26 protein-coding genes are annotated in these 26,833 nt (G+C 60.8%); 15 read left to right on the forward strand and 11 right to left on the reverse strand.

Translation table 11 applies throughout. From position 1 onward, the window contains the following. Window positions 1-335 precede the first annotated feature (335 nt). From aspS to BLX89_RS00015, 3 genes are all read left to right on the forward strand, one after another. Window positions 336-2,126, forward strand: a complete 1,791-nt coding sequence (gene aspS, locus BLX89_RS00005) for an aspartate--tRNA ligase (RefSeq protein ID WP_075289194.1) — start codon at window positions 336-338, stop codon at window positions 2,124-2,126. 210 nt (window positions 2,127-2,336) lie between these two features. After that, window positions 2,337-4,433, forward strand: coding sequence for a methyl-accepting chemotaxis protein (locus tag BLX89_RS00010; protein ID WP_143523453.1), 2,097 nt, complete (start codon window positions 2,337-2,339; stop codon window positions 4,431-4,433). A 126-nt stretch (window positions 4,434-4,559) separates the two neighbouring features. Then, window positions 4,560-4,883, forward strand: a complete 324-nt coding sequence (locus tag BLX89_RS00015; protein ID WP_075288628.1) for a DUF1236 domain-containing protein — start codon at window positions 4,560-4,562, stop codon at window positions 4,881-4,883. A gap of 71 nt (window positions 4,884-4,954) precedes the next feature. On the opposite strand, the gene BLX89_RS00020 is transcribed toward BLX89_RS00015, so the two are convergent. Beyond that, complete coding sequence (locus BLX89_RS00020; RefSeq protein ID WP_075288629.1) at window positions 4,955-6,151, reverse strand: hypothetical protein; 1,197 nt, start codon at window positions 6,149-6,151, stop codon at window positions 4,955-4,957. A gap of 263 nt (window positions 6,152-6,414) precedes the next feature. Between BLX89_RS00020 and parC the strand changes: the two genes are divergently transcribed. Continuing rightward, window positions 6,415-8,667 carry a DNA topoisomerase IV subunit A gene (gene parC / locus BLX89_RS00025; RefSeq protein ID WP_075288630.1) on the forward strand — a complete coding sequence of 751 codons (2,253 nt, stop codon included), beginning with the start codon at window positions 6,415-6,417 and terminating at the stop codon, window positions 8,665-8,667. Window positions 8,668-8,686: 19 nt separating this feature from the next. Here the strand turns inward: parC and BLX89_RS00030 are convergent, their stop codons facing one another. The 8 genes from BLX89_RS00030 to hemB form a co-directional block, all read right to left on the reverse strand. Then, a complete protein-coding gene (locus tag BLX89_RS00030) occupies window positions 8,687-9,076 on the reverse strand; it encodes a type II toxin-antitoxin system death-on-curing family toxin (RefSeq protein ID WP_075288631.1) in 390 nt (129 codons plus the stop codon). Then, window positions 9,073-9,294 (reverse strand): AbrB/MazE/SpoVT family DNA-binding domain-containing protein, encoded by a 222-nt coding sequence (locus BLX89_RS00035; protein ID WP_075288632.1) that lies wholly within the window; start codon window positions 9,292-9,294, stop codon window positions 9,073-9,075. Before BLX89_RS00035 ends, BLX89_RS00030 begins: the two co-directional genes overlap by 4 nt. A gap of 62 nt (window positions 9,295-9,356) precedes the next feature. Continuing rightward, on the reverse strand, window positions 9,357-10,250 hold the full coding sequence (locus BLX89_RS00040) for a DMT family transporter (protein WP_075288633.1): 894 nt from the start codon (window positions 10,248-10,250) through the stop codon (window positions 9,357-9,359). A gap of 4 nt (window positions 10,251-10,254) precedes the next feature. Continuing rightward, on the reverse strand, window positions 10,255-11,031 hold the full coding sequence (locus tag BLX89_RS00045; protein ID WP_075288634.1) for an arginyltransferase: 777 nt from the start codon (window positions 11,029-11,031) through the stop codon (window positions 10,255-10,257). 146 nt (window positions 11,032-11,177) lie between these two features. Then, the gene (locus BLX89_RS00050) at window positions 11,178-11,657 is read right to left on the reverse strand and encodes an RDD family protein (RefSeq protein ID WP_075288635.1); all 480 of its coding nucleotides are present in this window, start codon (window positions 11,655-11,657) and stop codon (window positions 11,178-11,180) included. 285 nt (window positions 11,658-11,942) lie between these two features. Then, window positions 11,943-12,107, reverse strand: a complete 165-nt coding sequence (locus BLX89_RS24545) for a hypothetical protein (RefSeq protein ID WP_158025922.1) — start codon at window positions 12,105-12,107, stop codon at window positions 11,943-11,945. Between the two features lie 218 nt (window positions 12,108-12,325). Further along, window positions 12,326-12,925 carry a class I SAM-dependent methyltransferase gene (locus BLX89_RS00055; protein WP_075288636.1) on the reverse strand — a complete coding sequence of 200 codons (600 nt, stop codon included), beginning with the start codon at window positions 12,923-12,925 and terminating at the stop codon, window positions 12,326-12,328. 4 nt (window positions 12,926-12,929) lie between these two features. Then, window positions 12,930-13,943: a porphobilinogen synthase gene (hemB, locus tag BLX89_RS00060; protein ID WP_075288637.1), complete on the reverse strand. Its 1,014-nt coding sequence runs from the start codon at window positions 13,941-13,943 to the stop codon at window positions 12,930-12,932. A 169-nt stretch (window positions 13,944-14,112) separates the two neighbouring features. On the opposite strand from hemB, the gene BLX89_RS00065 reads away from it, so the two are divergent. From BLX89_RS00065 to BLX89_RS00095, 7 genes are all read left to right on the forward strand, one after another. Then, window positions 14,113-14,607 carry a DUF6163 family protein gene (locus BLX89_RS00065; protein WP_342587584.1) on the forward strand — a complete coding sequence of 165 codons (495 nt, stop codon included), beginning with the start codon at window positions 14,113-14,115 and terminating at the stop codon, window positions 14,605-14,607. 130 nt (window positions 14,608-14,737) lie between these two features. Further along, a complete protein-coding gene (gene ldtR, locus BLX89_RS00070) occupies window positions 14,738-15,250 on the forward strand; it encodes a transcriptional regulator LdtR (protein ID WP_075288638.1) in 513 nt (170 codons plus the stop codon). A gap of 364 nt (window positions 15,251-15,614) precedes the next feature. Beyond that, window positions 15,615-16,922 (forward strand): L,D-transpeptidase family protein, encoded by a 1,308-nt coding sequence (locus BLX89_RS00075; protein WP_075288639.1) that lies wholly within the window; start codon window positions 15,615-15,617, stop codon window positions 16,920-16,922. Between the two features lie 212 nt (window positions 16,923-17,134). Next, window positions 17,135-18,433 (forward strand): serine hydroxymethyltransferase, encoded by a 1,299-nt coding sequence (glyA, locus tag BLX89_RS00080; protein WP_075288640.1) that lies wholly within the window; start codon window positions 17,135-17,137, stop codon window positions 18,431-18,433. Window positions 18,434-18,442: 9 nt separating this feature from the next. Beyond that, window positions 18,443-18,916 (forward strand): transcriptional regulator NrdR, encoded by a 474-nt coding sequence (gene nrdR / locus BLX89_RS00085; RefSeq protein WP_075288641.1) that lies wholly within the window; start codon window positions 18,443-18,445, stop codon window positions 18,914-18,916. 236 nt (window positions 18,917-19,152) lie between these two features. Further along, on the forward strand, window positions 19,153-20,268 hold the full coding sequence (gene ribD, locus BLX89_RS00090) for a bifunctional diaminohydroxyphosphoribosylaminopyrimidine deaminase/5-amino-6-(5-phosphoribosylamino)uracil reductase RibD (protein ID WP_075288642.1): 1,116 nt from the start codon (window positions 19,153-19,155) through the stop codon (window positions 20,266-20,268). Next, entirely contained in the window at window positions 20,268-20,894 is a 627-nt protein-coding gene (locus BLX89_RS00095) for a riboflavin synthase (RefSeq protein WP_075288643.1), read from the forward strand. Before ribD ends, BLX89_RS00095 begins: the two co-directional genes overlap by 1 nt. Window positions 20,895-20,939: 45 nt before the next feature. Here BLX89_RS00095 and BLX89_RS00100 read toward each other — a convergent pair whose 3' ends face one another. After that, the gene (locus BLX89_RS00100) at window positions 20,940-21,458 is read right to left on the reverse strand and encodes a GNAT family N-acetyltransferase (protein WP_075288644.1); all 519 of its coding nucleotides are present in this window, start codon (window positions 21,456-21,458) and stop codon (window positions 20,940-20,942) included. 2 nt (window positions 21,459-21,460) lie between these two features. Further along, window positions 21,461-21,982 (reverse strand): cupin domain-containing protein, encoded by a 522-nt coding sequence (locus tag BLX89_RS00105; protein WP_075288645.1) that lies wholly within the window; start codon window positions 21,980-21,982, stop codon window positions 21,461-21,463. Between the two features lie 207 nt (window positions 21,983-22,189). On the opposite strand from BLX89_RS00105, the gene ribH reads away from it, so the two are divergent. From ribH to BLX89_RS00125, 4 genes are all read left to right on the forward strand, one after another. Further along, on the forward strand, window positions 22,190-22,654 hold the full coding sequence (ribH, locus tag BLX89_RS00110; RefSeq protein ID WP_075288646.1) for a 6,7-dimethyl-8-ribityllumazine synthase: 465 nt from the start codon (window positions 22,190-22,192) through the stop codon (window positions 22,652-22,654). Next, on the forward strand, window positions 22,647-23,132 hold the full coding sequence (gene nusB, locus BLX89_RS00115; protein WP_075288647.1) for a transcription antitermination factor NusB: 486 nt from the start codon (window positions 22,647-22,649) through the stop codon (window positions 23,130-23,132). Before ribH ends, nusB begins: the two co-directional genes overlap by 8 nt. Window positions 23,133-23,143: 11 nt before the next feature. Further along, window positions 23,144-24,379, forward strand: coding sequence for an MFS transporter (locus tag BLX89_RS00120; RefSeq protein WP_075288648.1), 1,236 nt, complete (start codon window positions 23,144-23,146; stop codon window positions 24,377-24,379). Window positions 24,380-24,689: 310 nt separating this feature from the next. Next, window positions 24,690-26,828, forward strand: coding sequence for a sodium-translocating pyrophosphatase (locus BLX89_RS00125; RefSeq protein ID WP_075288649.1), 2,139 nt, complete (start codon window positions 24,690-24,692; stop codon window positions 26,826-26,828). Window positions 26,829-26,833 lie beyond the last annotated feature (5 nt).

Raw genomic sequence — 26,833 nt, forward strand, 5'->3', positions numbered from 1 at the left:
CAGCTGCCGGGCGGGTGGCCGCCCGCCCGGCAGAAACAACTATCTCATAGTTTGATCATCCAAGAAGGTGGCGCGAAGCGCCGGATGAGGGGCGGAACCGCAACGTTCACATATGCCGAAACTTTTGCCCCTCACCCTGGCCCTCTCCCCGCATGCGGGGAGAGGGGACCACGGAGCATCGGCTTCAGAGTATGCAACTCCGGAGCTTGGTCTCTGCCCGAAAACACCCGCAAGCCTTGACAAATGGGGCCGGTCATGCGCTTTTCCGCCCGATTTTCGCATATTGCCGCCGGACCAATGTTTCGGCCGGCCCATCAGCATTTCAGGATACCATGATGCACCGTTACCGCAGCCACACCTGCGCCGCCCTCCGCAAGTCCGATGTCGGCGCGACCGTCCGTATCTCCGGCTGGGTTCACCGCGTCCGCGACCACGGCGGCCTGCTGTTTATCGACCTTCGCGACCATTACGGCATGACGCAGATCGTCGTTGATCCGGATAGCCCGGCCTTCAAGACGGCGGAAACCGTTCGTGGCGAATGGGTCATCCGTGTCGATGGCCTCGTAAAGGCGCGTTCGGACGAGACCGTCAACAAGCAGATGGCGACCGGCGAGATCGAGCTTTACGCCCAGGAGATCGAAGTCCTGTCGTCGGCGAAGGAACTGCCGCTGCCGGTGTTCGGCGAACCCGACTATCCGGAAGACGTGCGCCTGAAGTACCGCTTCCTCGACCTGCGCCGCGAAACCCTGCACAAGAACATCGTCAAGCGCACCCAGATCATTTCGTCGATGCGCAAGGGCATGGGTGAGGCAGGCTTTGCCGAATACGCCACCCCGATTCTGACCGCGTCCTCGCCGGAAGGTGCCCGCGACTTCCTCGTGCCGAGCCGCATCCATGAAGGCAAGTTCTTCGCCCTGCCGCAGGCCCCGCAGCAGTACAAGCAGTTGCTGATGGTTGCCGGTTTCGACCGCTACTTCCAGGTCGCGCCCTGCTTCCGCGACGAAGACCCGCGCGCTGACCGCCTGCCGGGCGAGTTCTACCAGCTCGACGTCGAAATGAGCTTCGTCACCCAGGAAGATGTCTGGGAAACGATGGAGCCGATGATGACCAAGGTCTTCGAGGAATTCGCCGAAGGCAAGCCGGTCACGCAGAACTGGCCGCGCATTCCCTACGACGAAGCGATCCGCAAGTACGGCTCCGACAAGCCGGACCTGCGCAACCCGATCGAGATGCAGGCCGTTACCGAGCACTTCGCCGGCTCCGGCTTCAAGGTGTTCGCCAACATGATCGCGTCGAACCCGAAGGTTCAGGTCTGGGCGATCCCGGCCAAGACCGGCGGTTCCCGCGCGTTCTGCGATCGCATGAACGCCTGGGCGCAGTCCACCGGCCAGCCGGGCCTCGGCTACATCTTCTGGCGCAAGGAAGAAGACGGCTCGACCGCCGGCTCCGGCCCGCTTGCCAAGAACATCGGCGACGAGCGCACCGAAGCGATCCGCACGCAGCTTGGCCTTGATGTGGGCGATGCCTGCTTCTTCGTCGCTGGCGACCCGGCCAAGTTCTACAAGTTTGCCGGTGAAGCCCGCACCCGCGCCGGCGAGGAGCTGAACCTCGTCGATCGCGATCGTTACGAAATGTGCTGGATCGTCGACTTCCCATTCTACGAATACAACGAGGAAGAAAAGAAGATCGACTTCGCCCACAACCCGTTCTCGATGCCGCAGGGTGGTCTTGAAGCCTTCGACAGCAAGGACCCGCTGGAGCTGAAGGCGTACCAGTACGACGCAGTCTGCAACGGCTTCGAAATCGCCTCGGGCTCGATCCGTAACCAGTCGCCGGAGCTGATGGTCAAGGCCTTCGAAAAGGTTGGCCTCTCGCAGAGCGACGTGGAAGAGCGCTTCGGCGGTCTCTATCGTGCGTTCCAGTACGGTGCGCCTCCGCACGGCGGCTGCGCCTTCGGTATCGACCGTGTGGTCATGCTGCTGGTCGGTGCGAAGAACCTGCGCGAAATCTCTGTCTTCCCGATGAACCAGCAGGCGCAGGACCTCCTGATGAACGCCCCGTCGCCGGCGACACCGCAGCAACTGCGCGAATTGGCCCTGCGCGTCGTTCCGTCCAAGAAGGACTGACAGGCGGCATTTTTGGACGTTGGGAATGGCGGCAGGGGCCGCCATTCCTGACCCCGTGGCAGTCTCCCGGCTTGCCACAAAAATGTCACGAAATCTTCGTGCAGCGTTGAGGGTTGTTTAAGAGTTTCAGTGACTTATCGGTCCCGGTTTATGCAATTGCCGGAGCTCCGCTTGTCCCGCCTTTCCCACCTCAAGATTTCCCAGCGCGTGATGCTCTTTGCCCTCGGCGCGTTGTCCGGCATCCTCGTTATCGCCGGCATTTTCCTCTGGCAGCGCCAGCTTGAAGCCACCTACCGTACCGGTTTCGATCGTTTGAGCCAGCAGGAGCAACAGGTTGCCCGCATGGGCAGTGATCTGCGCGACACGCTCCTCTGGGAACAGCATTTCCTGCTGTCGAAGGATATCGCCGCCGCCGACAAGTTCAATGCTGCTCATGCAGATGCGTCGGCTGCCGTTGAAAGGCTGAGGGCAGAGGCAATGCCCGCCCTGGCAGCCGATCTCGACGCGCTCAAGTCCAGCCTTGAAAACTATGCGGTCCTCTTTGCCGGTCTGGTGAAAGACAATCAGAATCTCGGCCTTGATCCCACGCAAGGTTTTGAAGGCGCCATGCGCAGTGCTGTGCACTCGATCGAGAAACAGTTGAAAGCAGTGGACGACGCCGGCATTCGCGCAAGCATGCTCATGCTTCGCCGTCATGAAAAAGATTTCCTCCTGCGCCGTGATACGAAGTATATTGAAGCCCATGGCCAGGAGGGCGAGGTATTTACCGCTCTGGTCAAGAAGGCGTTCAAGCCTGGCGTCCAGCGCATGCGCATCATGGATGCCTTCGAAATCTACCGCGAAAGCTTCCGTCTCTATGCCGAGGCAAGCTTGAAGGAAGCGGAAAGCCGCCGTCTGGTGAACGAGAGTTATGCGGCGATGCAGCCGTTGACGCAGCGGGTGCTTGAAGTCTTCACGACGGAGAAGACCGCGATCGAAAGCGAGAGTGCTGCGGTCGCAGAGCGAAATATCGCTCTTGTGATCGGCCTTCTCGCTGCGACCGTCCTCGTCCTTCTGGCTGGGGTGATCATCATCGGACGGTCCATTTCCGGGCCGGTCAAGAGGATTACGGGCGCGATGCGCAGTCTTGCAGATGGAAACACCGATATAGCCGTCCCGGGTCTCGGCTTGCGAAACGAATTTGGCTCCATGGCGGATGCACTGGAAATCTTCCGGCAGTCGGCCATCAACAATCTTCGTCTCGAGAAGGAGGCCGCCGAGGCGCGTACGCGGGCCGAACAGGAACGCCATCAGCTTCAACAGGAGGCCGAGGCTGCCGCACAACTTCGCCTGCGCGAAGCAACCGCGGGCCTTGCCGCTGGCCTGCAGCGTCTGGCAGGCGGGGATCTGTCCTTCGAACTGACAGAACCTTTTGCCTCGGATTTCGAATCGCTGCGTGAAAACCTCAACATCACCCTCAGACAGCTCAACGATGTCATGAAGGAGATCGCTCAGTCGAGCACCGCGATCGAGAGCGGTAGCAGCGAAATCAGCGGTAGCGCCGGCGATCTTGCCCGTCGCACGGAACAGCAGGCGGCAGCGCTGGAGCAGACGGCCGCTGCCCTCGACGAGATCACCGCCAACGTTTCGAACTCCGCCAAGCGTGCTCAGGAAGCGCGACAGTCGGCGGTCATCGCAAACGACAGTGCGATCAAAACCGGCGAACTTGTCACTCAGGCCATTGGCGCCATGGATCGCATAGAGCAATCGTCGGGTCGGATCGCCAGCATCATCGGTGTGATCGATGAAATTGCCTTCCAAACCAACCTTCTGGCGCTCAATGCCGGCATCGAGGCCGCGCGGGCGGGGGACGCGGGCAGGGGCTTCGCCGTCGTTGCCCACGAGGTCCGGGAGCTTGCCCAGCGTTCCGCCGCTGCTGCCGGAGAGATTAAGCAACTGATCCGTTCGTCGGCAGACGAGGTGGTCGAAGGCGCGCGCTATGTGCGCGATACAGGCGTGGCGCTGACGGAAATCGGCAGTCATGTTGATACGATGAACCGGCATATGGAAGCGATCGCGGTTTCGTCACGCGAGCAATCGACCGGCCTCGCCGAGATCAACGCGGCCGTCAACCAGATGGATCAGGGCACGCAGCAGAACGCCGCGATGGTCGAGGAAAACAACGCGGCAAGCGTTGTGCTCGCCAGCGAAGCAGCGCGCCTGCGGGAGTTGATCTCCGGCTTCCGGCTGCTTGAGCAGAGTTCCGTCGCAGATGAAACCGATGCTCATGTGGCAAGCCTCCGCCACATCGCTGGAAGGGCCGCCTGAAAAGCTGCGCGGCCGGCAACGCCGCAGCGGCTGCCGCATACCGCGGATAAGGTCGACCGTCGTCCCGGTGTTGGAACTTTCCGTGGCTCTCCTCTGTTGTGTGACATCGCAACGAGGAGAAAGACCATGCGTAAGATGACCCTGCTCGCTTCGGCGGCCTTCCTGGCCCTTTCGGCGAGTGCCTTTGCCCAGAGCGCCGTGATCGTCACGGACCCTGCCGTGACCAGCTCCACGACCGTCGAGCTTCCGGGTGAAGTTCGGACCTATGTCCTGCGTCAGGAAGTTCCATCCGTCGTCTATGATGGCGATATCGTGGTCGGCACTGCCCTGCCGGACACTGTCGAGCTGCGCACCGTCGATGGTTATGACGGCTATGCCTATACCGTCGTCAACGAGCGGCGGGTGATCGTCAACCCGCAGACCCGCGCCGTGATCCAGGTTCTGGAGTAACGCATATGAAAACGCCCGGCTGAACTGAACAGCCGGGCGTTTTCCGTTGACACGTTACGGGCGTCAGCCGGTCAGTCGTTTGCGGTAACCTTCACGCCCAGCACCGACGGAACCGTATTTGGAGCCCCCATGGCAGCTCCGATGATCATGGGGAACGGAACCGGCTTTTCCGGCTTCGCGGAAATGGTCAGGCTCTTCGGGGAATCGAGATAGGCATTGGCGGCAGCCGATACCTGGTTCTGGAGTTCCGGCACGTTAAGCTGCGCCATCATGATCGGCACGAGGCCCTTCAGCGACTGCGCGAACTGGTCGCCGGTGGTGCCCTGTTCCTTTGCGATGTAATCGAGCACGCGCTTGGTGATCGAAGCGTCATCGAAGCGGATCGAGGCGTCGTTGAAGGTAAGCTGCTGCATCAGGCCCATCATGGCAAGGCCGAGCGCCTGATTGGCCTCTTCCTTGTTCGGGTTTGCTTCCTGCGCCTTCATGGCTTCCTGGATCGCCTTGATGAATTCCAGGGTATAGCCCGAGACGCTGAAGGTGATGTTCAATTTGCCGATATTGGCGAAATCGAGCGCATATTCGTCAAGCCCGATTTTGCCGCTGGCGATTTCCCAGCTGCCCTTCATCGTCATGTCGCCGGCGACGGTGGTCAGGCCGAGCTTCTGGATCGCGTCCTTGGCCTTGGCATCTTCCACGTCGGAAAGATCAGCCTTCATCGCCTTGAGGGTCGCGTCGAAATCGAAACCGGCGTCGCCTTCCTGGCGGGTGAGGTTGGCTTCGGTCGATTCGACAGAGAACACCTGCTTGCCCTTCGACGTGACCGTGATCGGACCCGTGCTGGCGCTTTCGTAGAGCAGCATATCGTCGATCGTGCCGCCGGCAGGGTTGGCCGGAATGGTGAGACCGCCAAAAACGATGTCCTTGACGTTGAGGTTGCCTTCCGCCTCCGAGAGGTCGATGTCTGGCAGGCTGACGGTATCGACATAATAGCTGCCGTCCTCATACTCCTCGACGCCTTCGAGCGTGACTTCGCCGACCTTCACGTCGCTATCCTTGTCGGTCACGGTCTTGACGACGACATTGGTGAGCGTGACGGTATCGCCGTCCACGTCGGCGCCGTCATAGGAAATGGTGGTGCCGTTCTGAGCGGCGGCGGCATTGAACTTGGCGACCAGATCTGCGCCGTCAAGCGCGAAGGCCGGTGCGGCAGCAAGTCCGACAAACGCAGCGCTTGCCAGCATCGTACGGAGGGTGCGCATGGGCATCATCTGAATTTTCCTTGTCTAAAGGTTTAATTTGCAACGCGTTTCTAATACGAACCGGGCTGTGAATATATTCGAAATGAATTGGGACGGAAGCGCGTCCGCAAGTGATTATTTTTGGGGCATATCTCCGAATGTTGCCTCCTGCGGTGCAGCTATCGTCAAAGCATCGGGAATATCGCCTCAAACCCTTGGAAAACACGGGTTCTCCACAACGCAATGCCCTGCGAATCCTTGCTGTTCACGGTTTGTTGAGGTAGCAGATAAGCATGGGACAGAGCCTTTTGCCGCCGTCTGGCGGAGACGATAACATTCAGCCGGTCGACCTCAAGGCGGCGCTGGAAGAGCGCTACCTCGCTTACGCATTGTCGACCATCATGCACCGCGCCCTGCCGGACGTGCGCGACGGGCTGAAGCCGGTTCATCGACGCATTATCCACGCGATGAGCGAAATGGGCATCCGTCCCAACACCGCTTTCAAAAAATGCGCCCGTATCGTCGGTGACGTTATCGGTAAATTCCATCCCCACGGCGACCAGTCGGTCTATGATGCACTGGTGCGTCTGGCGCAGGATTTCTCGCAACGCTATCCCATCGTCGATGGACAGGGCAACTTCGGCAACATCGACGGCGACAGTGCCGCCGCCTATCGATACACCGAAGCGCGTATGACCGATGTCGCCGCGCTGTTGCTGGAAGGCATCGATCAGGATGCCGTCGATTTTCGCCCCACCTACAACGAGGAAGATCAGGAGCCGACGGTTCTGCCGGGGGCGTTCCCGAACCTTCTCGCCAATGGCTCGTCGGGCATTGCCGTCGGCATGGCAACCTCGATCCCGCCGCACAACGTTCACGAGCTTTGTGATGCGGCGCTGCTCCTGATCAAGAAGCCGGATGCGACCATTGATGAACTGGTCGATCTGGTTCCCGGTCCCGACTTCCCGACTGGCGGCGTCATTATCGATGGCCGCGCCAGCATCGTTGACGCCTACAAGACCGGCCGCGGCGGCTTTCGTGTCCGTGCCAAGTGGGAGGTCGAGGATCTCGGTCGCGGCGTCTGGCAGATTGTCATCACCGAAATTCCCTATCAGGTGCAGAAGTCCCGCCTGATCGAAAAAATCGCTGAGCTTCTGATCGCCCGCAAGCTGCCGCTTCTCGAAGATGTCCGCGACGAATCGGCCGAAGACGTGCGCGTCGTGCTGGTGCCGAAGAGCCGGTCGGTCGATCCGACGATCATGATGGAATCGATGTTCCGTCTGACGGAACTGGAAAGCCGCTTCCCGCTGAACATGAACGTGCTTTCGATGGGCCGCGTTCCGAAGGTTATGTCGCTCGGGGATGTGCTGACGGAATGGCTGCAGCATCGCCGGGAAGTCTTGCAGCGCCGGTCGCGTTTCCGGCTGGCGGCCATCGAGCGCCGACTGGAAATCCTCGGTGGCTACCTCGTCGCCTACCTCAACCTTGATGAGGTGATCCGCATCATCCGCGAGGAGGACGAGCCGAAGCAATCCTTGATGGGGCGTTTCAGCCTCACCGACCTGCAGGCCGAGTCGATCCTTAATATGCGTCTGCGGTCGCTGCGCAAGCTCGAGGAGTTCGAGATTCGCACCGAGTTCGAAGGGCTGAGCAAGGAGAAGGCGGATATCGAGGCGCTGCTGGCTTCCGACGAAAAGCAGTGGCAGACGGTCGCTTATGAAATCAGTGACGTGAAGAAGCGTTTTGCCAAGGCAACGGAACTTGGCCGCCGCCGCACCCAGTTCGCCGATGCGCCGCAGGCCGACAATGAAGCCATCCAGCAGGCAATGATAGAAAAGGAACCTATCACCGTCGTTATCTCCGAAAAGGGCTGGATCCGCGCGCTCAAAGGCCACATCTCCGATACGGCGTCGCTGCAGTTCAAGGAAGGCGACGGGCTGAAGCTTTCCTTCCCCGCCTCGACCACCGATCGTATCCTGATTTTCACGACGGGCGGCAAGGCCTACACGCTGGGCGGCGACAAGCTGCCGGGCGGACGCGGCCACGGCGAACCGCTGCGCATCATGGTCGACATGGAAAACGATCAGGACGTGCTGACCGCCTTCATCCACGACCCCGCGCGAAAACTGCTGGTTTCCTCGGCGGCGGGCAATGGCTTCGTCGTGCCGGAGGCCGACATGATCGCCAACACCCGCAAGGGCAAGCAGATCATGAATGTCTCGATGCCGGATGAGGCCAAGCTAGTGATTCCGGTCAAGGGCGATCACGTCGCTGTGGTCGGCGAAAACCGCAAGCTGCTTGTCTTCCCGCTCGCCCAGATCCCGGAAATGGGCCGCGGCAAGGGTGTGCGCCTGCAACGCTACAAGGACGGCGGTATCTCGGATCTACGCTGCTTCGCCATCGCCGACGGCCTCACCTGGAGCGACAGCGCCGGCCGCAGCTTCGTCAAGACCAAGGATGAACTGCTGGAGTGGATGGGCGACAGGGCAAGTGCGGGACGCACTGTGCCGAAGGGCTTTCCACGGAGCGGGAAGTTTAGCGGGTAGAATGAAAGTGCGTGGCTGATTAAGCGATTGGTTTTGTCACGTCTCTGAGGAAGCGTGCAGCGCCTTCCTCGTCGATTTCTCCAGCCGCAACGCCCATGACGAAGCTATAGAGATGTGCGTTCGTGGTATCGATCGTCCAACCGTTTTCTTCTAGAAATATGCCGGCTGCGACAATTGCGATCCGCTTGTTACCGTCGATAAACGGGTGGTTCTTCGCTAAGCCGAATAGATACGTGGCTGCAAGCTCGATCACGTCGTCGCAGCCATAGTGAGCTTTATTGACAGAGCGGTTTAGAGCGGATTCGAGAATACCCTCATCCCGTAGGCCGGCCGCGCCCCCAAAACGCTCGATCTGCATGGAATGCAGAATTTCGACGAGTGCTTTTTCGAGAAAGACGAAGTCCGTCATTCGGCAAGCTTCTGAAGTGCCACCTTATACTTGTCCATGAAACGGCGCGCTGCTTCTAACTGCCGTTCAAAGGCTTCGTTGACAGGCTTGAGTTGCAGCGTGCCATTTTCCGTCTGAACGTCCAGTTGATCGCCTGCTTTCAGACCGAGGCGGTCCAAAACCTCCTTGGGAATGATGACGCCTTCGGAATTCCCGATCTTGCGAATGGTAACGTTCATGATGTTGCTCTCTATGTTATAATCAAGTTATAACACTCGGGCACTGGATCTGCAATGCGTCGTTAATGAACTGCCGCAACCGCCTCTGCCGACTTCCTACGCATCTGCCAGATCGAGTGGCCGATCAGCGCGAAAATCAATATGGCGCCGCCGAGCAGGGTCTGCGTTGTTGGGACTTCCTGAAAGATCATCCAGATCCAGATCGGGGCGAGGATCGTTTCCAGAAGATAGAACATGCCGACTTCAGGGGCCGAGAGGAAGCGCGGGCCGGTCGCGAGGCAGAAGAAGGCGAGCGGGATCATGATCAGGCCGTCGAACATGATCCATTGCGGGTGCGCCACGGCAAAACCGCCGGCCGGAAGAAGAGCTAGGCCGGCGATGGCGGGGAAGATCGCGGTTGCAAGGGGCACCAGGCCCATGTCCTTGCCGCTGGCGCGGCTGATGGTGATGGCGCCGGCCAGCAGGAAGGCGGAGGACGCAGCCATGGCATCGCCGAAGAAATTGCCACTTTCCAGTCCGTCATGAACGATGAGGCCGACGCCGACAACCATGATCGCCATGGTGACGAGCGTCGCATTCGACGGCCGCTCCCTCAGGAATATCCACGACATCAGCGCCGCGAACATCGAGGTGAAAGCGAGAATGAAGACCACATTGGCCGTCGAGGTATAGAAGACGGCGAGCAGGAAGGTGAAGGAGTTGATGCCGTAGAGCACGCCGGCCGCAAGCCCGGCCTTGCCGGGAATGAGCGCGATTTTCTTGCCCAGGAACCGGTTCAAGACAACCCATGCGACGAGCGCGACGGCGAAGGTGCAGAGGCTGCGCAGCGCCAGCACCGACCAGACCTCGCCATCGCCGGAGCGCAGCAGCGGAATATCGAAGGAGAGGGCGAGGCCGCCGAGGCCCGTGATGGCAAGACCGCGGCGATGATTCGCGGCATCGATGGCTTGGCTCAAGATGTCATTCCGATTCTGCTGCGTCAGGTTCGCCTGTATAGCGCTCCCAGCCCCGCGCCATAAGGTGCTCCTGCGGCAGAAACTTTGTTTTGTAGTCCATCTTGCGCGATCCCTTGACCCAGTATCCCAGATAGACGTGGGGCAGGCCGCGCTCATTGGCTTTGCGGATATGATCGAGGATCATGTAGGTGCCGAGCGAACGATCCTGCTGGGCGGGATCGAAATAGGAATACACCATCGACAGACCGTCGCCCATCTTGTCGGTGAGGGCAGCAGCGATCAGCGGTCCCTTTCGGTCATCCCCGGTGATGCCCTGTCCTTCGACCCGCAACCTGTATTCGATGATCTTGGTGTTGACGTGGGTGTCCTCCACCATCATCGCATAATCGAGCACCGACATATCAGACATCCCGCCCTGCTGGTGGCGGTGGTCCAGGTAGCGGCGGAAGAGGCTGTATTGCTCGCTTGAGGGCTCGGCCGGATATTCGGTGGAGACGACATCCCTGTTTGCCGAAAGGATGCGGCGCATGGAGCGTGTAGGCTTGAACTCGCCGGCGAGGATGCGCACGGAAATACAGGCGCGGCAGCTTTCGCAGGCCGGCCGGTAGGCAATGTTCTGGGATCGGCGGAAACCGCCCTGGGTGAGCAGATCGTTGAGTTCCGGCGCCCGCTCGCCGACCATATGGGTGAACACCTTCCGTTCCATTTCGTGCGGCAGGTAAGGACAGACTGCCGGCGCGGTCAGGTAAAACTGCGGAGACGGTGCGGTTTGCGTGTTCATATGGGGCGGAAATGACTCATCTAGGCCGCGTTTTGCAATATTGCATTACAGCATGGCGCAAGTTTTCAAAACGTCAACTACGGGAAAAGCCCGCCAATGCTGGCGGGCTCCACAATCATGACAATAAAATTCTATTTTGGCGCTTTTCAGGCCCTGGCGGCCCAGTAGCTTTCGGCACGCACCATCACGGTGCCAAGCAGCAGATCCTGCAAGAGGCGACCGCGATCGGTGAAAAGGCCGATCAGCACGATGAACGGCGTCAAGAGCGCATTGCCGACCCAGAACAGCACGAGATGCACGATTGCCGTCAGGAAATCCATCGGGCGGCCATCGGTGCGCGCAAGCGTCAGGCCCATCATGCTCATGCCGGGCGAAGCCTGCCGGCTGCCGCCGACGGTCAGCCCGAAATAGAGCATGGCAACCACGACGAACAGGATCGGATAGAGGAAGAAGCCGAGGCCAAGCGTGATGATGCCGAGGAAAAAGACGACCACGGCGGCCGGAATCCAGAGCAGCGCCACGATCGCATAGTCGATCAGGAACGCAAAGACGCGCCGGCTCAGCACGCCCTGATAGGCACGCCAGTCTTGGCTGGGCAGTCGAAGGTTCTCGTCGCGAAAGCTCATTCAGGTGTCTCCGGTTGGTTCGACGATGGATATGGGGAGTGGGGTGGGGGAATGCAATGGAGGCCTGCAATGGGAGGCTTGAGCCGGTCGCTCGCCCAGGCGACCACCCCTAAGGTTTCGGTTGACTTCGACCTCAGCGCGGCGACCCGTTTTGCCGGGCGATGAGGCGGCGAGCACCTGAAAACACGAAGGGCGCGCCCCGAACGTGGCGGCATTTCGCCAGCCTGTTCGAAAGACGCGCCCCAAATGCCGAGGTGCGACGGATGATGATGGCCGCTCGAAGCCTTAAAGGGCGGCCCTGCGCGGCCTTGCCCGAACTTCAGCCGGGTCATGTCCCAGGCCGATGAGCGTTTGATCGTCGAGGCGGCTCAGTGCATCGTTGACAAAGGGACGCATCCGGCGTTCTTGCGCGGCAATCAGGCGACCCCAGAAACCAATCTTTCCAGACATGGAAAACTCCTTTTTTCTGACACCCGTTATAAACCGTTGCGTGCGCATCTGCCGTGTTAACTCGGAAGCCGAGCTATGCGAGAGGGACACATCTGCGATGGTGGCAGCCCCGCGCTTTTATGCGTCATACCGTTCACTGCCGGCATCGAAGGTTCTTTGCAAAAGCATTGCAAGAGGTTGATGTGCGTTTGGATTTGGATCAGTTCTCAATGAGCGGGCTAAGGCTGCTTTTTAAGCGCAGTAATGCCAAGCCAGAGGGTTTCCTCTCCATCATAGCCGCTGCCTTGACGCTGCTGGATGACCGGAGAAGGCCACCCGGCCCGCTCGTACTGTTGCTGTAGCCAGTCGACGGATGGGTAGTTGAAATAGCGGCCGAAACGGTCGCGACCTTCTCCCTTGCCGCCCTTGAAGCTGGCATGGAAGATGCCGCCTGGCTTCAAAGCACGGTGGATGCGGGAAAGGACTGAGCAAAGGCCGGCTCGCGGAACGTGCAAAAGGCACGCACTTGCCCAAATTCCGTCGAAACGCTCCACATCGTCCAGCTGGTCGAACGGAAGTACAAGGACAAGGCGACCAAGCAAGCGTTCGGCCTGCGCCGCCATTTCGGGAGAGCCATCTGTCGCGGTGACGTCAAAGCCCCGCTGGAGCATCAACAAGCTATCGTGGCCTGCACCGCATCCGAGCTCAAGGACTTTTGCGCCGGGAGAAATCCTGGCGAGAAAATTGTTCAGCCCATATGCGGCCACACGCGTTCTGCCAGCATAAGTTCTTGCCTCGGATGCGTAGAACTCAAGTGTCTTTTCATCTGAGACAGTCATAGCTTCACCGCTTCGCCAATATCCTCGCCACCTCCACTGCGAAATAGCTCAGGATCCCGTCACACCCTGCGCGCTTGAAGGCGAGCAGGGTTTCGAGCATGACGCGCTCGCCGTCGATCCAGCCGTTGGCGGCGGCGGCCTTGATCATCGTGTATTCGCCGGAGACCTGATAGGCGAAGACCGGGAGGCCGAAGCTCTCCTTCATGCGCCAACAGATGTCGAGATAGGGAAGGCCAGGCTTGACCATCAGCATGTCGGCGCCTTCCTCGACGTCGAGGGCCGCGTCGCGCATGGCTTCGGTGCCGTTGGCGGGGTCGATGTAATAGGTCTTCTTGTCACCCTTCAGGAGGCCGCCGGTGCCGATCGCTTCGCGGTAGGGGCCGTAAAAGGCGGAAGCGAACTTGGTGGCATAGGACATGATGCCGACATTCTGGTGACCGCTAGCGTCAAGCGCGCGGCGGATGGCGCCGATGCGGCCGTCCATCATGTCCGAAGGGGCGATGATGTCGGCGCCGGCATCGGCCTGCGCGACGGCGGCGCGGGCGATCTGGGTGACGGTCTCGTCGTTGACGATCTCGCCATCGCGCAGGATGCCGTCATGGCCGTGGCTGGTGAAGGGGTCGAGCGCGACATCTGTGATGATGCCGATGTTCGGAACTGCCTTCTTGATGGCGCGGGTGGTCTCATTGATCAGGTTGTCGGCGGCGAGGCTGTTGGAGCCGGTCTCGTCGCGCAAGGACATTTCGATATTGGGAAAAGTGGCGAGCGCTGGGATGCCGAGATCGGCCGCCTCCCGGGCGGCTTCCACGGCCTTGTCGATGCTCATGCGGTTGACGCCGGGCATCGCATCGATCGGCTCGACGATGTTGGAGCCGGGCACGATGAAGATCGGCCAGATGAGATCGTCCACGGTCAGCTGGCTTTCGCGCACCATGCGGCGGGTCCAGTCGGCCTTGCGGTTGCGGCGCATGCGGCGGTGGCCGGTGATGATATCCACAGGGTTGGTCTTGTCCGCCATATGAGAAGCCTTTCCGCGTCGATCTGTTTCGGGCGCGGTTTATCATGCGGGCGGGCGAAATGAAAACCTCGGGATCATGCGGCAAAGTGTTGCCGCTCTCTCGAAAGCGGCTGGCGAAGGGGAGGGGAGAGACCTGAAGCACGACGCGCTTCAGGTTTTTGTTTTGCGCATGTCGTTATCGCAAAACCGCTGCACACTTTTGCGCGACATGCATTATCGTGCGGCCATGACTCTTGATTCTGTCCAGGTGCCGCGTCTGTCCCTTGCCGAAATCCTGTTCGGCATCTTCCTGCGGCTCGTTGCCGTCAGCTGTTTCTGGTTTGGCCTGAACTATTGGGGGCTCTTGATCGGCTACACCTTTGACGGTGCCGGCCGCTTCGATCTGCTGCCGGTGGCGTGGCGCGTGGCGGCCACGACCCTTGCCGTGATCTACCCGGTGGCGGCGCTCGGGCTTTGGCTGACAGTCTCCTGGGGACCGGTCATCTGGATCGTCGCGGCGGCCGCCGAGATCGCCATGTTCGGCTTCTATCCGCAGATCTTCGGCACCAAGCCGTTCCTGCTCGTGCTGCATGGAACGGTGGCCGTCGTGTTCGTTCTTTTCCGGATCGTGATCCTCCTGCAGCGGTCACGCCAGGCGAAGGCAGCAAGAAATGATTCACCCTGACACAACAGTCGTGAAATGTAAGGTGCTGTTAAGCCTACGGTTTAAGTCGAATTTTATACGTATTCGATAGTGTCTCACTCAAGGCGGGGATAACCAATCACACCGCCAAACAAAACAGTGAGGCAGTACAATGAACACCAAGATCAAGCCGCAGGCAGTCGTCGCCAAAGACCCCCATGAAGACGCCATCCGTTCGCTCTACATGGAATCCCTCCACCTCGTCGAGCGTCTGCACCGTCGCCTGCTCGACGTCATCAAAGACGAGTTCGACCGTCAGGGTCGCAGCGACGTCAACGCCGTCCAGGCTCTCCTGCTCTTCAATATCGGCAACTCGGAACTGACCGCCGGCGAACTCCGCTCCCGCGGTTACTATCTCGGCTCCAACGTTTCCTACAACGTCAAGAAGCTGGTCGACCTCGGCTTCATCAACCACCAGCGCTCGCGCATCGACCGTCGCTCGGTCCGCATCAGCCTGACGGAAGACGGCCAGGAAATCGCCGAGACCGTTGCCAAGCTCTATGAGCGCCACATCGGCTCGATCCAGAAAGTCGGCGGCATCGGCACCGACGAATTCGGCGAGATGAACAAGCTGCTGCAGCGCCTCGATCGCTTCTGGAACGATAGCATCATGTATCGCCTGTAATTGGGCCGAAACAACCCGACTTTCAGCAACGCCCGGTCGCCCTGCGGCCGGGCGTGCTCGTGTCTGCGGATTGCCTGAAATATACCGCACTCTGCCTCCACTGTTGCAGGACTGCCGAAGGATAAAATAGCTGGGTCCAAAGGGGGCCGAAGTCACGGCTGCACGACACGAATTGGCCATATTGCTATGACAGCCAGACGTTGAACAACCGGGTTGCGGGGCTGGGCAAATGGTTCCCGTTGCAGCGTGTTCGCGATATCGTGAACGCTAAAAGCTGATCCCGGAGAGTATGATTTGGTTTTGGTTAACCCTGTTCGTGGTAACCCCGAAGCCTATTTGCGCTGCAGCATTGGGATGGTGAGATATGTCGAAGAAAAACGGAATTGATGCTTTCTCGCGCCGGTCTTTCCTGCGCTCGGCCGCCGCTGTCGGCGCCGCAGCCTGGGCCGGTGGCGCCAGCGCGCAGGATGCGCTGCTCGAGATCATCAATGCCCCGCGTCGCGGCGCCTGGGACGACCAGTTTGACGCGAAGGCCTCGCGTTCCACGGCAACGGTTTCTTCGAATACGCCGATCTTCAGCATGGAAACCATCGCCAACACCCAGCAGGCGATCAGCGACTACCAGCGCATCGTTTCTGCAGGCGGATGGCCGGCTGTCAACACGGGCCTGAAACTGGAAATGGGCGTCTCTGATCCGAGCGTTCAGTCTTTGCGCCAAAGGCTGATGATCACCGGTGACCTTGAGCGATCGGCTGGCATGTCCAATGCCTTCGACTCGTATGTCGATGGTGCCGTCAAGCGTTTCCAGGCCCGTCACGGCCTGCCTGCCGACGGCGTCCTGGGCGAGTTTTCGGTCAAGGCCTTGAATGTTCCCGCGGATGTGCGTCTGAACCAGCTGAACACGAACCTTGTGCGGCTGCAGTCGATGTCGGGTGATCTCGGCCGTCGTTACGTCGTGGTCAACATCCCGGGCGCGCAGATCGAAGTCGTCGAAAATGGCCGTGTGGTCCAACGCCACAAGGCTGTCGTGGGTCGACTTTCGCGTCCCACGCATATCATCAACTCCAAGATCTACGAGGTTATCCTCAACCCGTACTGGACTGCGCCGCGCTCGATCATCGAAAAGGATATTGTGCCGCTGATGCGCAAGGATCCGAACTACCTCAAGGACAACGCCATCCGCCTGCTCGATGGCAGCGGCAATGAGGTTTCGCCGGAAACGATCGACTGGAATGCGGAGAAGGCGCCGAACCTGACCTTCCGTCAGGATCCGGGCAAGATCAACGCGATGGCCTCGACCAAGATCAACTTCCACAACCCGAACAACGAATACATGCACGACACGCCGTCGCAGGGCCTGTTCAACAAGCTTGCCCGCTTCGAATCTTCCGGCTGCGTGCGCGTTCAGAACGTTCGCGACCTGACGGTCTGGCTGCTCAAGGAAACCCCCGGCTGGAGCCGTTCCCAGATCGAGGCGACCATCCGTACGGGCCAGAACAACCCGATCAACCTGGCCGAAGAGGTCCCGGTGTATTTCAAGTATATCTCGGCCTGGTCGACGATCCCCAACATCGTCCAGTTCCGCGACGATATCTACCAGATGGACGGCGCACAGGAACTGGCGCTGCAGACCACGACCGGCATTGAGCCGGTGGTCGGTTCGGTCGAGTAGGTCTCACTCCGCCCGCAGGAGCTTGCAATTTTCAAGAAAGCCGCGCTCTTTCCCGGCGCGGCTTTTTGCATGTCGGGGGAGGGCCGAGCAGGCGCGAAGCGTCGCAGGGATGCGCGCGATGCGTGGGAAATGGCGCAAATCGCACAGCCCGTATTGCCCTTGCCATGCGAGGACGGTAAACACCGAGCCACATCCTCACAGGAGCCCTGAGAATGAGCGTTTCTTCCACAACCGATACCTTCTTCACCCGCTCGCTTGCCGATACCGATCCGGATATCTTTGGCGCGATCGAAAAGGAGCTTGGTCGTCAGCGTCACGAGATCGAACTGATCGCCTCTGAAAACATCGTCTCGCGCGCCGTTCTGGAAGCGCAGGGCTCGATCATGACGAACAAGTACGCCGAAGGTTATCCGGGCAAGCGCTATTATGGCGGCTGCCAGTTCGTCGATATCGCGGAAGAACTCGCCATCGAGCGCGCCAAGAAGCTGTTCGGCGTCAACTTCGCCAACGTCCAGCCGAACTCCGGTTCGCAGATGAACCAGGCCGTGTTCCTGGCGCTCCTGCAGCCGGGCGACACCTTCATGGGCCTCGACCTCAATTCGGGCGGCCACCTGACGCATGGCTCGCCGGTCAATATGTCCGGCAAGTGGTTCAATGTCGTGTCCTACGGCGTGCGCGAAGGCGACAACCTGCTCGATATGGATGCCGTTGCCGAAAAGGCCCGCACGCACAAGCCGAAGCTGATCATCGCCGGCGGCACCGCCTATTCCCGCATCTGGGACTGGAAGCGTTTCCGCGAGATCGCCGATGAAGTCGGCGCCTATCTGATGGTCGACATGGCCCACATCGCCGGTCTCGTTGCCGGTGGCCAGCATCCGTCGCCGTTCCCGCATTGCCATGTTGCGACCACCACGACCCACAAGTCGCTGCGCGGCCCGCGCGGTGGCGTGATCCTGACGAACGACGAGGATCTGGCGAAGAAGTTCAATTCGGCCGTGTTCCCCGGCCTGCAGGGCGGCCCGCTGATGCACATCATCGCGGCCAAGGCCGTTGCCTTCGGCGAGGCGCTGCAGCCGGAATTCAAGGACTACGCAGCCCAGATCGTCAAGAATGCCAAGGCGCTTTCGGAAACGCTGGTTTCCGGCGGTCTCGATATCGTGTCCGGCGGCACCGACAACCACCTCATGCTGGTCGACCTTCGCAAGAAGAACGCCACCGGCAAGCGCGCGGAAGCGGCTCTCGGCCGTGGCTACATCACCTGCAACAAGAACGGCATTCCCTTCGATCCGGAAAAGCCCTTCGTCACCTCCGGCATCCGTCTCGGCACGCCGGCCGGCACGACGCGCGGCTTCAAGGAAGCCGAATTCAAGGAAATCGGCAACCTCATCGTCGAGGTTCTCGATGGCCTGAAGGTTGCGAATTCCGATGAAGGCAATGCTTCGGTCGAAGCCGGCGTTCGTGAAAAGGTCGTCAAGCTGACCGACCGTTTCCCGATGTACCCGTATATGTAAGGCTGACGAATGCGCTGCCCCTATTGCGGATCGGAAGATAGCCAGGTCAAGGATAGCCGTCCCGCAGAGGACGGTGCCGCGATCCGGCGGCGGCGCATTTGTCCCGATTGCGGCGGTCGGTTCACCACCTTCGAGCGCGTGCAGCTGCGCGAGCTGATGGTGATGAAGAAGACCGGCCGTAAGGCACCCTTCGACCGCGACAAGCTGCAAAAATCGTTCGAGATCGCGCTGCGCAAGCGGCCGGTCGACCGCGACCGCATCGAACGGGCCGTCTCCGGCATCGTGCGCCGGCTGGAAAGCTCCGGCGAGCCGGAAATTTCGTCCGAAGAAATCGGCCTGCAGGTTCTGGAAGCCCTGAAGAGCCTCGATGACGTGGCCTTCGTGCGCTATGCCTCGGTGTACCGTGATTTCTCCCATGCGGAGGATTTCGAGAAGGTGATCAGCGAAATCAGCGCCAAGATCGCCCGCGATCCTGGAGCTTGATAGCGGGGGCGGCGTATGCCGTTAACCCCCTCTGTCAGCTTTGCTGACATCTCCCCCTCAAGGGGGGAGATTGGGCCGAGAAGCGTCCCCCAACCGATCTCCCCCCCTTGAGGGGAGATGCCCGACAGGGCAGAGGGGGGTAAGGCTGCTTGCTCGGAACATCTTGAAATAGAGGCGTAAAAGCCTCACATGACTGCTCCCACCCAGTTCCCGACCCGTAGCGGAGCTTAGCAGAAATGACCGAATGGACCCGCGACGATGAGCGTTTCATGGGCGAAGCCCTGGCGCTCGGCCATCTGCATCTCGGTCAGACCGCGTCCAATCCCTCGGTCGGCTGCGTCATCGTTCGCGATGATGGCGATGGTCCTCGTATTGTCGGTCGCGCGGTAACGGCTGTGGGCGGGCGTCCGCATGCGGAAACCCAGGCACTGGCCGATGCCGGAGAACTGGCCCGCGGCGCGACCGCCTATGTCACGCTCGAACCCTGCGCCCACCACGGCAAAACGCCGCCCTGCGCGGAAGCCCTGATCGCCGCCGGCGTGGCCCGGGTTGTTGTTTCCGTAACCGATCCCGATGAGCGGGTGAGCGGCCGCGGCATCGAGATGCTGCGCGAAGCCGGCATAACCGTCGAGACGGGTTTGTTGGAGCGTGAGGGCGAGCGGGCGCTGGAAGGTTATCTTATGAACCGGCGGGAAGGGCGGCCCTTCGTGACGCTGAAGCTCGCCGTTTCCGCCGATGGCATGATCGGCGCGACCGGCAAGGGGCAGCTTGCGATCACAGGGCCGGAAAGCCGCGCCGAGGTGCATCGCCTGCGCTCCGAGATCGACGCGATCCTGATCGGCATCGGTACGGCAATTGCCGATGATCCCGAACTCACCACCCGGCTGCCGGGGCTCGAGCACCGGTCCCCGATCCGTATCGTGCTCGACCGCAAGCTGGAACTGCCGGTCACGTCCAAGCTCGTGCAGAGCGCCCGCAAGGTGCCGGTGATCGTCGTGATCGACGAGGAAGCCACCACCTTCAGCGAGAAGGCGCGGCGCGACGCACTGGAAGCGGAAGGTGTGGAAATTCTCGTTTGCCAGCAGGATGATCTCTCGGACTTGCTCGGAGCACTCGCCACGCGCGGCATATCCTCCTTGCTTGTTGAGGGCGGAGCGAAGACCGCGCAGCTTTTCCTGAATGCCGGTCTTGTCGATCGCATCCTGTTGTTTACCAGCACAGTGACGGTCGGGGAGGGCGGCGTTGCCTCGCCGATCGATCGCAAGCTCGTGCCGGTCGGCTTCGTGCACCGTGCCAGCCATTCCTTCGGCAACGATATTCTCGACGAATACGAATATGAAAGAAGCTCCTGATGTTTACCGGCATTGTCACCGATATCGGCACCGTCCAGTCCGTCACTCCGCTCGATGAAGGTGTGAAGCTCCGGATAGGCACCGCCTATGATCCCAAAGGCATCGACATCGGTGCCTCGATTGCCTGTTCCGGCGTCTGCCTGACGGTCACGACGTTGCCGGACGAGGGCTCGAACGAACGCTGGTTCGAGGTCGAGGCTTGGGAAGAAGCGTTGCGCCTGACGACCATTGCCGACTGGAAAACAGAGCGGAAGATCAATCTGGAGCGCTCGCTGAAAATCGGCGACGAGCTGGGCGGGCATCTGGTTTCCGGCCATGTCGATGGGAAGGCGGAGATCCTCTCCGTCGAGGCGGAAGGCGAGGCGACCCGCTTTCGGCTGAAGGCGCCGGAGCATCTGGCGCGTTTCGTGGCACCCAAGGGTTCGGTTGCGCTCGATGGCACGTCGCTGACGGTCAATGCCGTCGATGGTGCCGTGTTCGACGTGCTCTTGATCCGCCATTCGCTGGAGGTGACGACATGGGGCGAGAGAAAAGCCGGCGACCTCGTGAATTTCGAGGTCGATACCATGGCGCGGTACGCTGCAAGGCTGGGGGAGTTCCCCGCACCGAAGGCGGTCGATGCCTGATCAGTGATCTGCGCGAGGCGCCTTAAGTGCCTCGCGCAGCTATTCTCATCTTTCGAAAATGATGACGTTGGCGCCGTGATAGGTCGTGCGGCGCACTTCATGGAAGCGAAGTTTCGTCGCAACGCGAATGGACGCCACGTTTTCGGTATCGATGATGCAGGTCTTCTTCAGGCTGGGGTGATACTGGTCTCCCCAGCGCAGCATGGCGCTGACGGCTTCCGTCGCGTAGCCCTTGCCGTGGGCCGCAGGCGACAACGCCCAGCCGGTTTCCATCTTGCCTTCGAGCGAAGGCGTGATGACGCGGTGCAGGTCGTGAAAACCGGCCTCGCCGATCAGCTGCCCCGTTTCCTTTTCCTGCAAGGCCAGAAAGCCGAAGCCGAAATAGTGCCACATGCCGACCTGACGGAGAAAGCGCGTCCAGGACTGCTCGCGCGAGAACGGCACGCCGCCGATGAAGCGCGTGACGTTGGGATCGGCGAACAAAGCGGCGTAATGATCGAAATCCGTTCGGCGATAGGGGCGCAGGCGAAGGCGGTCGGTCTCTATGGTGGGGACTTGCTGCATGATTATTCCGCTTTTGTCTCTCCGATACCCGGCTCGCCGTCCCAATACTCCGCTGTGGAGGGCTGGCGGCCGAGGAAGCGGAAAACCGCTTTTCTGTCAGTGGCGACCGATTGGGCGAGGAACTTGCCGGAATCGGGATATTCCACGATTTCAGCCTTGGCTTTCGTGGAGATGGAGAGATATTTCAGCGTCGCCAGGCCGGTGTTGATGATCTGGTGCGCCGTGTCCTGTCCGCCGGCAGGTGCGCCGAGCACATCGCCGGCCTTCACGGCACGACGTTCGGGTCCGAAACGGTACTCGGCCTCACCCTCCAGAATGACGAAAAGCTCGTCTTCGATATGGTGATTGTGGAAGGGACAGGCGGATTTGCCGGGCGGTACTTCGCCGTAGCCGATGCCAAGGTCTGTGAGGCCAAGCAGGGCGCCGAAGGCCGTATCGCGGGACTCGAAGAAGCTGCCCTCGCTCCAATGCTCAAGCACGAGATCGGACAAGGTGACGACGGGAAAGCTCGGTTGTGTGGTCATGTTTCCTCCATTTTTGTCCGCACCATCGCAGAGGAATGATCGTTTTGCAAAACGGTGCCAGCCGGCCGGATTGCGAAGCGACGAGCGGCTATGCGTGGCGGTGGACGCAGCGTTCTTCGAAAAACACTTGCCATTGCGGGCCCGCCGTGGTTTGACCGGCCACCCTGGCCGGTAAGGATCGGCCGCGATTTTCTGACAGGTGAGACAATGTCCGATACCTCGAACCCACATATCCTGATTGTGGAAGCGCGCTTCTATGACGACATGGCCGACGCGATGCTCGATGGCGCGACATCCGCGCTGAAGGACGCCGGCGCGACCTATGATGTCGTCACCGTTCCCGGTGCGCTCGAAATTCCCGCTGCGATCGCCATGGCGCTCGATGGCGCCGACAATGGCGGCACCGACTACGACGGCTTCGTCGCGCTCGGCATGGTCATCCGTGGCGAGACCTATCACTTTGATATCGTCTCCAACGAATCCTCCCGCGCCCTGATGGATCTTTCCGTCAGCGAGAGCCTTGCGATCGGCAACGGCATCCTGACCGTCGAGAATGACGAACAGGCCTGGGCCCGCGCCCGCAAGACCGAAGGCGACAAGGGCGGCTTCGCTGCCCGCGCAGCCCTCACCATGATCGACCTCAAGAAGAAGCTGGGCGGCTACGGTGACTGATACTCCTTCCGAACCGCGCCCGCTCAAGCAGGCCAACCAGCGCGGCGCAGCCCGTCTCGCTGCCGTTCAGGCGCTCTACCAGATGGATGTCGGCGGCACCGGCGTTCTCGAAATCGTGGCCGAATACGAGGCGCATCGCCTCGGACAGGAACTCGACGGCGACACCTATCTGAAGGCCGACGCCTCGTGGTTCCGTTCCATCGTTTCGGGTGTCGTGCGCGACCAGCGCAAGCTCGATCCCCTGATCGGTACGGCGCTGCAGGACGACTGGGCGCTGTCGCGTCTCGACAGCACCGTGCGCGCCATCCTGCGCGCGGGAACTTTCGAGCTTGTCGAGCGCAAGGACGTTCCGGTGGCCGTCATCGTCACGGAGTATGTCGAGATCGCCCGCGCCTTCTTCGAAGAAGACGAGCCGAAGCTGGTCAATGCCATCCTCGACCGCATCGCCCGCCAGATCCGTACGGACGTGAAGGCTTGAAGGGTTAGCTTATGGTAGCAGCGAGCGGCAATGTGCAGGGGACGGACATCTCGCTGCACGCCGCACGCCGCAACGTCTATCTGCTCACAGCAGCTCAAGCCGTGCTCGGCACCATGGGACCGATCGTCTTTTCGGTCGGCGGTGTCGCCGGCTACCAGATGCTTGGAGCGGACAAATCGCTGGCGACGGCGCCGCTGACGGGCTTCAACATCGGCGTTGCCTTCGGGGCGATTTTCGTGGCTGTGCTCTCGCGCCATCTCGGACGCAGGATGGCCTTTGTCATCGGTGCGCTGCTGGGTGCCGGCGGCGGTATCCTTGCTGCCTACGCGCTTTATATCTTGGATTTTTGGCTCTTTGCTGTGAGCCTTCTGGTGATCGGGCTTTCCGGCGGCTTCACGCAGAAACTTCGTTTCGCAGCCGCCGATGCGTCGCCAAGCTTCTACAAACCACGGGCAATTTCCTGGATCTTGGCGGGGGGCATGGTTTCGGCGGTGCTCGGGCCACAACTGGTGATCCAGACGCGGGACATGCTGGCGCCGATCTTTTTTGCCGGTGCGTTCCTGGCCGTCATCCCGCTTGCGCTTCTCGCCATTCTGTTTCTCGCCTTGCTTCGTTTGCCCGATCAGCGGCCGGCGGTGACCGCCAGCGCGACGCTGCCGACGCGGCCCCTGCGCGAAATCGTCATGACCCAGCGTTTCATCACCGGCATGGTCTGCGGCATTTCCACCTATGCGCTGATGACCTTCATGATGACCGGGGCGCCGATCGCCATGGTCGTTGGCTGCGACTTTCCGCAGGACATGGCGACGCTGGGCATCCAGTGGCATGTGCTGGCCATGTTCGTGCCGAGTTTCTTCACCGGTATGCTCGTCAGCCGGTTCGGGGCGGAGAGGGTCGTCGCTGCCGGATTGTTTATTCTGATGGCCTGTGCGCTCGTTGCCCATGCCGGAATTGCGCTCTGGAATTTCTGGGGCGCGCTGATCCTGCTTGGTCTCGGCTGGAATTTCGGTTTCATCGGGGCGACGGCAATCGTGGCCTCGAGCTACCGTCCTCATGAGGCGGACAAAGTGCAGGGTTTTCACGACATCATCCTGTTCAGCGCGGTCGCGCTTGCCTCCTTCGGCTCGGGCAAGGTTCTGACGGCCTATGGCTGGGACATGCTGAACGCGGCCGTCTGGCCGCTGACCATACTTTGCCTGTTCCTGCTTTTTGCGCTGTTTCTGCGCGAAAAACGTCGCCCGGCATAAGTTTTCATACAAAAGACGTGCAAATTCGCCCGTAAGTGGCTGCCAACATACCGGAAAACGTAGGTTTTTTCGGTTTTGGCGGCTTGACGATACCGATTCGTCCCATCACTCTGGCCCCGCATCTTCCCTCAGGCTTGAGGAGGCATCGGGAGGCTGCAAGTCCAAAGTATCCCGCTTTCCAGTGGTGACACTTGAATGGCCGCGGATGCTTTGGAGAGGAGAGGGAGCGATCGTGGCCATCCGTCACCCTATGCTCTCAGCCCTGCGGAACGGAGTGAGCCCGCAGGTTCGCAACGGAGGAAAGAGCGAAATGAGCATACTTCTGGGCGTAATCGCATGCGGGTTGCTGTCGGTGGTCTATGCCATCTGGGCGACCCGGTCGGTGCTGGCCGCCGACCAGGGCAATGCCCGCATGCAGGAGATCGCGGGCTTCATCCGCGAGGGGGCGCAGGCCTATCTCACACGGCAATACAAGACCATCGCCATTGTCGGCGTCGTCGTTTTCATCGGCGCGTGGGTTCTGCTTTCGGCGACGGCCGCGATCGGCTTCCTGATCGGCGCCGTGCTTTCGGGTGCTGCGGGCTTCATCGGCATGCACGTCTCGGTTCGCGCCAATGTGCGGACAGCCCAGGCGGCGTCCGTCAGCCTGTCTTCCGGTCTCGATATCGCCTTCAAGTCCGGCGCCATCACCGGCATGCTGGTGGCCGGCCTCGCCTTGCTCGGGGTTGCGATCTATTACCTTATCCTGACATCCGGCATGGGTCATGAGCCCGGCTCGCGCGAAGTCATCGATGCGCTTGTTTCGCTCGGCTTCGGCGCTTCTCTCATCTCGATCTTCGCCCGCCTCGGCGGCGGTATCTTCACCAAGGGCGCCGACGTCGGCGGCGACCTCGTCGGCAAGGTGGAGGCCGGCATTCCCGAAGACGACCCCCGTAACCCCGCGACCATCGCCGATAACGTCGGCGACAACGTCGGCGACTGCGCCGGCATGGCGGCCGACCTGTTCGAGACCTACGCCGTCTCGATCGTCGCGACCATGGTTCTGGCCGCAATCTTCTTTGCCGGCAGTGCGGGGCTTGCGACCGTGATGGTCTATCCGCTCGCCATCTGCGGAGCCTGCATCATCACCTCCATCATCGGCGCCTTCTTCGTAAAGCTCGGGTCGAACGGCTCGATCATGGGCGCGCTTTACAAAGGGCTCATCGTCACGGGCGTTCTCTCGATCGTCGGCCTCGGAGCGGCAACCTCCCTGACAATCGGCTGGGGCTCGATCGGCGCCGTTGAAGGCAAGGATATCACCGGCACCAACCTGTTCATCTGCGGCGTTCTCGGCCTGATCGTCACAGCGCTGATCGTGGTGATCACCGAATACTACACCGGCACCAACAAGCGTCCGGTCAATTCGATCGCCCAGGCCTCGGTCAGCGGCCACGGCACCAACGTCATCCAGGGCCTTGCGGTCTCTCTGGAATCGACGGCGCTGCCGGCCATCGTCATTGTCGGCGGCATCATTGCCACCTATCAACTCGGCGGGCTGTTCGGCACCGGTATCGCGGTCACCGCCATGCTCGGCATTGCCGGCATGATCGTGGCGCTCGATGCCTTTGGGCCGGTGACGGACAATGCCGGGGGCATCGCTGAAATGTCCCACCTGCCGCCGGAAGTGCGCAAGTCCACGGACGCGCTCGATGCCGTTGGCAACACCACCAAGGCCGTGACCAAAGGTTATGCGATTGGTTCCGCCGGCCTCGGTGCGCTGGTTCTCTTCGCAGCCTACTCCAACGATCTGCGATACTTCGCCGCCAATGGCGACAAATACCCTTATTTCGCCGATATCGGTGCGATCTCGTTCGATCTCTCCAACCCCTACGTCGTCGCCGGCCTGATCTTCGGCGGTCTCATCCCGTATCTCTTCGGCGGTATCGCAATGACCGCCGTCGGCCGCGCCGCAAGCTCGGTCGTGGAGGAGGTCCGTCGTCAGTTCCGGGAAAAACCAGGCATCATGGCCGGCACGGACCGCCCGGATTATGGTCGCGCGGTGGACATGCTGACCAAGGCAGCGATCCGGGAAATGATCATTCCGTCGCTCTTGCCGGTTCTTGCCCCGATCGTCGTCTATTTCGGCGTGCTGGCGATTTCAGGCTCCAAGGCTTCGGCCTTCGCCGCGCTCGGCGCTTCGCTGCTCGGCGTCATCGTCAACGGCCTGTTCGTGGCGATCTCGATGACGTCCGGCGGTGGCGCCTGGGACAATGCCAAGAAGAGCTTCGAAGACGGTTTTGTCGACAAGGACGGCCAGAAGCACCTGAAGGGCTCCGATGCGCACAAGGCCTCGGTGACCGGCGACACGGTAGGCGATCCTTACAAGGACACCGCGGGCCCTGCTGTCAATCCCGCGATCAAGATCACCAACATCGTGGCGCTGCTGCTGCTGGCGATCTTGGCGGGATAAAAGCG

The organism is Pararhizobium arenae (assembly GCF_001931685.1).
GTDB lineage: Bacteria > Pseudomonadota > Alphaproteobacteria > Rhizobiales > Rhizobiaceae > Pararhizobium > Pararhizobium arenae.